The following is a 6,611-nucleotide window of genomic DNA, read 5'->3' on the forward strand; positions in this document are numbered from 1 at the left end:
AATATATCTATACTGATTAGAGAAAAGGATACATCAATCGTAGAAGTACTCATAAATTTCACAACCGCTTTCATTTATACCAGGGCGCGATTCAGTGGAAAAATGATTGAGAAGGGTGGACGTTACGAACATGGAAGAAGACGCAGCAAATTTATTAAAAAAAATGCCAATTGAAAAATTAATTTTGGGCATTGGGGATGTCGCAGCCGCAACGGGCGTGTCGCAAAGCCAGATTCGCTACTGGGAAAGCAAGGGCTACATTCACAGCGAGGCTTCCAGCGATGGCAAGAATCGCAAGTTTTCCTATAAGACAGTTTTAAAAGTTCAACAGATCAAGACTTACCTGGACGATGGCTATACCTTGGTGGGGGCTGCCAAGCTGTCACACAAGCGGGGGACGTACTTTGATATGTTACGATCGTTCTTTGAGGGCCGCTTCGTAACGATGGCCGTGACCGATGAGCAGACCCAGATTAATCTCGGGACGTTTGATCCAGAACCGGATAAGGACCTGGTGGCTGAGCGAATCGATGGTAAATGGACATTTAAACTGATTGCTGGCACGAAATAGGGCGATTTGATTGTTTATCACCCGTAACAATGGTAATCTGAAGACACGGGAGAGCATTTTGTGGTTGGCAGAAAAAACTTTCGATACCAATCGATCTTCTGGCTGGATTGGTGGTCAATCATGTTGTTGACGTGTTGTGAAACCAGGCGAATAACCATTAGTAATAGCGCGTTTATCTTGCGCATGGACTACGTTGACAATATGTCAGCGTAAGCAATCGTGAAACTAAAACGACGTGTTTTATGAGAAATTCCATTTCTTTTTTCTCTCGCCAGCCGCGGCTTCCGCAGAGTTCATCCGAGTTTAGAAAGTTCTCGAATGGACTTTTTTTGTGCGCTGAAATGGGTTTGGCTGGATGGCCTAAGACAAAACATAAATCCGTGAGGCCACATCAAATTCGGGAGATGAACGTGTCGCGGAAGACAACCCAATAACTGACGAATATCACCTTGAAAACATGAAAAAATGTTGAGAAAATGAACGCAAAATGAGAAACAATGATGACTAAAATCCTTGTGGTTGTGGGCTTTCATTACTTTCTAGCAAATTTGTTAAGAAAAAGGGGATTTATTTGGTTGTATTCTTTGGCGAACGTGTTAAGATAACAAAATCGCTTAAAGCAAAAACAAGAAGGATGGTGTTAACACATGCTGTTACGACAAGCTACTATGGCTGACTTACCACAAATTGAATCGATTATCCGGGATGGACGAGAGTTACTCGCTGCCCAAGCAATTGACCAATGGCAGGGCGCGTACCCAAACACGGCGGTCCTGGTGGACGATATTCACGAAGGCTGGACGGTTGTTTTGGAAGAGAACAATGAAATTTTGGGGACTGCCGCTTTGATTCCCGGGGAGGACCCGACCTATAAACAGATCGATGGTCAGTGGCTGACCAAGCAAGCACCATACTTGGCTATTCACCGCGTAGCAGTATCTAGTCACCATCACGGTCGGGGCTTAGCCGGCGAACTGTTCCAACGGTTGTTCGCGCAAATCGATCACGCAGATGCGATTGAAAGCATTCGGATCGATACGCACCCGCAAAACATGGCTATGCAACACATCATCAAGAAGAGCGGTTTCAGTGAGACCGGGAAGATTGATTTGACGGCTGCTGGCATGCCTGGGACCACGGACTTCGCTTACGAACGCCTGACGGTTAACGCCAAGCCTGTTCATTTGGCCGCAACGCAGGCCGTTCACTAGGATGGTTGAAACCCAGATAAAGGGGTCATGGTGTCACATTAATTAAAAAGGGGTCATGGTGTCACATTAATTAAACTTAAATCTACTATATTAAAGGGTTGGTTTCGCTTTCAGCGGGATCGACCTTTTTAATTACCGGGTGTACTCAGTGGCAGAGAGTGACTTGAGAGGCGAACGGTCTAGTCTGAATTTATTAGCAAATACGTCGACGAGTCTAGCGACCTAGTTGTACCTGTCAAAATTCACCAGCAACATTAGTATGAGGTTCGCCAAAAACTACCTTTTCAATTCACCTAAACTCTGCGATAATAGAGGGAGCAAGGCAATGGGGGCGGCGTAAGTGGAGAAGAGTTTGTCTGGCGGTCGGTTTTTACTGGTCACCGTGTTAAATGTTGTGATTACGATTTTTGAATTGATAGGTGGCCTGTTGTCCGGGAGTCTGTCGTTACTGTCTGATGCCTTTCATAACTTAGGGGATGCGTTTTCCATCGTCTTGAGCTATGCGGCACACCGGATTGGTGGTCGGCGACAAACCCGGAGCAACACGTATGGGTATCGGCGAGCTGAGATCCTAACGGCGCTGCTAAATGCCGGCGTCTTGGTAATCATCTCGCTGGTTCTGGCCGGTGAGGCGGTTCGCCGCCTGCTCCATCCGGAACCCGTCAAAGGGGACATCATGTTGGTGGTGGCCGTGGTGAGTTTCTTAGCAAACTTGTTATCGACGGTGCTGTTAAATCATGGTGCCCAGCATAATCTCAACATTCGGGCAACCTACTTGCACCTGTTGAGTGACGCGCTGGCTTCAGTGGGGGTCATCGTCGGAGCAGTCCTGATTACCGTTTGGCACATTAGCTGGGTCGACCCGGTGATTACCATCTTGGTGGCGGGCTATATCGTCTACGAATCTTGGCCCATCATCAAGCAGACGTTTGGTATTCTAATGGAAGCCTCTCCAGACCTGGACTACGATGCCATTGCACGGGATCTCTGCCAGTTGCCAGAGGTTGAGGGCGTCCACCACATTCACGCCTGGTTGATTGATGAAAATAACATCGTCTTCTCGGTTCACGTGAACATGGATGACTTACCACTGAGTGAAATTGAACCAATTTATCGGCAAATTGAGGCGCTCCTCTGTCACAAGTACGGGGTGAACCACGTCACGATTCAAGCCGAGTGTCGCCGGGGACAGGATGAGGATTTATTCTACAATCAGAATGATTGGCGACACGATTAGCCTTGCACTTCAGGGGAATTCGCGGTATAAATGAGACACAATCTAGATGAGGTGAACTGTGATGACTCCTATGAAGGAGGATTATTTAAAAATTATTTTCGAGCTGGGTGGCAAACAGAAAAAGGTTTCAAACAAACAAATTGCTATTAGCTTGAATATTGCGGCCGGTTCTGTGACGGAAATGGTTAACAAGATGGCTGCAGAAGGGTTGGCTGAACATACGCCCTACGCCGGGATTTCCCTGACGAACAAGGGTATTCGGCTGGCCGAAGATTTGGTGCGCAAACACCGGATCTGGGAAGACTTTTTGGTGGAGAAGTTGGGCTATGATTTACCCGACGTCCACGACGAAGCCGAAGTGCTGGAACACGTAACCAGCCCCAAAATGGTGAATGCCCTGGATGATATGCTGGGGAATCCGACACACTGTCCCCACGGTGGTGTCATTCCCGATCGGTTCGGTCACTATCACGAAGACAGCCACACGGTGCTGAACGATGCCGCTGACGGCGACGTGGTCTCGATTGATCGGTTTATTGATAACCATGACCTTTTGACGTACCTGGGCGACCTTAAGTTAGACATTGGCGATCAGCTGAAGATTTTGAAGCACGATCCCTTTGAAGGTCCCGTGACGGTTCAAAACTTAACCGACAACGCAGAGCTCATTGTGAGTTATAAGGCTGCGCACTATATCTTTGTGAAGTAAATAATCTATTCATCGGCCTGTGGCGTATTGCCATGGGCTTTTTTCGTAGTTGTCAAAGAAGGTTATGTTGTCTGAACCTGCCGGCTTACCGTTCGCAAAACTTAGGCTGGAACGCTGTGGGGAGGACGCTGCCAGCCTAGGAAGCGGTCTGCCAGCTCGCTTTGAATCGCCCAGCCCGCGTTTCAAAGTCGCCATTTTCCAAGAAGAACACATGGAAAATCCCACGGCTGAGCCTAAATTTGGCTCACTCACGCCTACACAGACAGTTACCAATTATCATGGAAAAACGCTACCAGGCTGGCGATGGTCACGTCAATTTCATAGTAAAGAACAATCCTAACCGGAGGAGGACAGAGATGGAGGCAGCTGTGTCGACGACGTTAGCTGAGCGATTTTCTCAGGTTACGCCGTGGGACGCGTTTGGAGACTGGCGAACTTTGACAGGCTTCAAACCGAGCCAGAGGACCGTTTCTCAGGCCGCAGGCGGTCCCCACAGCAGACGGAATCTCTGTCAGCCGCAGGTGGCAAACTTCGACTAATTTTGTGGATTGAATCCCTGTTAGTTGGGGCTTCAGTCTTTAGTTTAGCTGCTTTTAAATGCTGGTCATCTAACAGAATAGCCACAACACTCACTAGTAGGAGAAAAAAATTCACCCAAAAGGAAAATGTCTATTTCCCCGCTTAGCTGCGTGCCGTATAATATACGAAACGCCTAAAAAAGAAAAGGGGACCGGGATGAGCAGTCAGAAAAAGCGGGACCAATTAATTTTACACACGGCCCTCACTGCCGGAAGAATCATGATTGAAAACGGCTCGGAAATTGAGCGTGTCGAGGACACCATGACCCGCATCGCACACAACGCGGGCGCCAAGACCAGCCAACTTTTCGTGATGATCACCGGAATTTTGATGGCTATCAACGGGGAGGTCGGTGCTCAGATCGAGCCGGTTAAGCGCCGAACGTTTGATTTGGAAAAAATCGCGGTCGTCAACGACCTGTCCCGGCAATTCGCGGATCACAAGATTGATCTGCGGCAATTCGCCGACCAGCTGGATCATTTGGACAGTAAGAGTCGTTACTTTCCCTTCTGGCTTCAGCTGTTGGCTGCGGCCATGGTCAGTGGTCCCTTGGAAGTCGTCTTCCGGCACAACTTGCCTGACTTCTGGATTACCTGCGTCGTGGGGATGCTCGGCTGGTGGGTTTATTATGTACTGAATAAATATATTCAAATTCGGTTTTTGTCTGAATTTACGTCGGCCGCCGCGATTGGGGTCATGGCCGTGGTGTGCGTGCACCTGGGCCTGGGGAACAGTGTGGATGACATTATCATTGGGAGCGTTATGCCCCTGGTTCCCGGGGTCCCCATCACCAATTCGGTGAGAGACATCTTGGCGGGAAATCTGGTCAGCGGACCAGCGCGGGGTGTTGAAGCCCTGGTGAGCGCTGCCGCAATTGGGTTTGGTATCGCCATGGTTTTACAATTTTTGTGAGTGAGGAGGCAGCCTGATGTCTGTCCTGGAATTTTTGATTGAGGTCGTGGGAACTTACGTGGCGACCATTGCGTTTGGTGTGTTGATTAATATTCCCCGGCGGGCACTCAACGTTGGCGGCTGGATTGGGGTGCTGGGCTACGTGCTGTATCGCTTCACGGTTTTGTGGGGCGGCGGCTACGTCATTGGTAACCTGTTAGGCGCGGTCGCAATCGGGGTGGCTTCGTTACAGGCGGCTAAGATTAAACGGATGCCCATGATCCTCTTTAACATCCCTGCCATTGTGCCACTGGTGCCCGGGGGTCAGGCCTACCAAATGATTAAGAATTTTGCGTTAGGCCAAAACGCCACGGCCTTCGTCTTTCTCTTACAGGTGGTCATGATTTCTGGCGCCATTGCCTTTGGGTTTCTCTTATCAGAACTGGTGAATCGGATTCAACGTCGTTTTTGGCGCCATCATAAGCGTTTATGAAATTGTTAATACTTTAAAGAATCCTAGAAATTTGGGGATGGGGTGGTATACTCATTGCTAGGGGTTTTTCCCAGAATCGGGTATGACGAAAGGAATAATTAAACATGATGTTATTTAATCGGGACCGCGATCGGCCGTGGAAGCTAACACTTGCTACGGCGCTGTTCTTGGTCGTGGCCATCTACATAAAGGCCCAAAATGCTTACGTGGACTTCTTGGACTCATCAATTGTTGATGTGATCCAAAAGAACCAACCGGGGTGGAAGACACTGCTTTATCGGGGTGTGACCAGTCTGGCAGAGCCCAAGCTAGATATCATTTGGGTATTGATCCTGGCATTTCTGCTGTGGGGTTTCAAATTCAAGATTCCCGCCCTGTGGTGCCTCGCCACGTTAGCCGGTGGAGACGTGATCGCGAGTTTAGTGAAAAATTTGGTCAAACGCGCCCGGCCAACGGGCCATTTAGCCATCGACAACGGCTATAGTTTCCCTAGTGGACACGTCTTTGGGACGTTCTTACTGGTCGCAATGATCTGGGTCATCTTAGTGCCCATGATTATGGCGTCCTGGAAGGCGTGGCTGGTTCGCATCCTCTTAATCGTTTGGATGGTCCTAGTCATGGTCTCCCGGGTCTACCTCAACGCCCATTTCCCAACCGATACGATCGGTGCGGTGTTGCTAGCCTACCTCTGGCTACAAATTGCCGAGGGCCTGTACATTCGCTTAGCGCCAATGATGCAGAGTTGGCCGTTATTGAAAAAGTCTGAAATCTAAAAGAAGTACCAACTACCGAGAATTTTGCTTGGCAGTTGGTACTTCTTTGCTGTTATGAGCGAGTTATTAGGGTTCTAAAATATCTGTTGTTGGTAATCAAATGAATTTGATTACTGGCAACGGATATTTTTGTATAATCAAAGAATG

7 protein-coding genes are annotated in these 6,611 nt (G+C 48.6%); all 7 read left to right on the forward strand.

The annotated features are described in order from the left end of the window. Positions 1-163: 163 nt before the first annotated feature. Positions 164-571: a MerR family transcriptional regulator gene (locus EKM99_RS05390; protein WP_225419790.1), complete on the forward strand. Its 408-nt coding sequence runs from the start codon at positions 164-166 to the stop codon at positions 569-571. A gap of 647 nt (positions 572-1,218) precedes the next feature. Next, complete coding sequence (locus EKM99_RS05395) at positions 1,219-1,782, forward strand: GNAT family N-acetyltransferase (RefSeq protein ID WP_125581651.1); 564 nt, start codon at positions 1,219-1,221, stop codon at positions 1,780-1,782. Between the two features lie 340 nt (positions 1,783-2,122). Further along, positions 2,123-3,019: a cation diffusion facilitator family transporter gene (locus EKM99_RS05400; RefSeq protein ID WP_125581653.1), complete on the forward strand. Its 897-nt coding sequence runs from the start codon at positions 2,123-2,125 to the stop codon at positions 3,017-3,019. Positions 3,020-3,080: 61 nt separating this feature from the next. Beyond that, positions 3,081-3,728 (forward strand): metal-dependent transcriptional regulator, encoded by a 648-nt coding sequence (locus EKM99_RS05405; RefSeq protein WP_125581655.1) that lies wholly within the window; start codon positions 3,081-3,083, stop codon positions 3,726-3,728. Between the two features lie 735 nt (positions 3,729-4,463). Further along, positions 4,464-5,219 carry a threonine/serine exporter family protein gene (locus EKM99_RS05410; protein WP_125581657.1) on the forward strand — a complete coding sequence of 252 codons (756 nt, stop codon included), beginning with the start codon at positions 4,464-4,466 and terminating at the stop codon, positions 5,217-5,219. A 16-nt stretch (positions 5,220-5,235) separates the two neighbouring features. After that, positions 5,236-5,691: a threonine/serine exporter family protein gene (locus EKM99_RS05415; protein WP_125581659.1), complete on the forward strand. Its 456-nt coding sequence runs from the start codon at positions 5,236-5,238 to the stop codon at positions 5,689-5,691. 104 nt (positions 5,692-5,795) lie between these two features. Continuing rightward, a complete protein-coding gene (locus tag EKM99_RS05420; protein ID WP_125581661.1) occupies positions 5,796-6,464 on the forward strand; it encodes a phosphatase PAP2 family protein in 669 nt (222 codons plus the stop codon). The last annotated feature ends 147 nt before the right edge of the window (positions 6,465-6,611 follow it).

Source organism: Levilactobacillus cerevisiae, from assembly GCF_003946245.1.
GTDB classification, from domain to species: domain Bacteria; phylum Bacillota; class Bacilli; order Lactobacillales; family Lactobacillaceae; genus Levilactobacillus; species Levilactobacillus cerevisiae.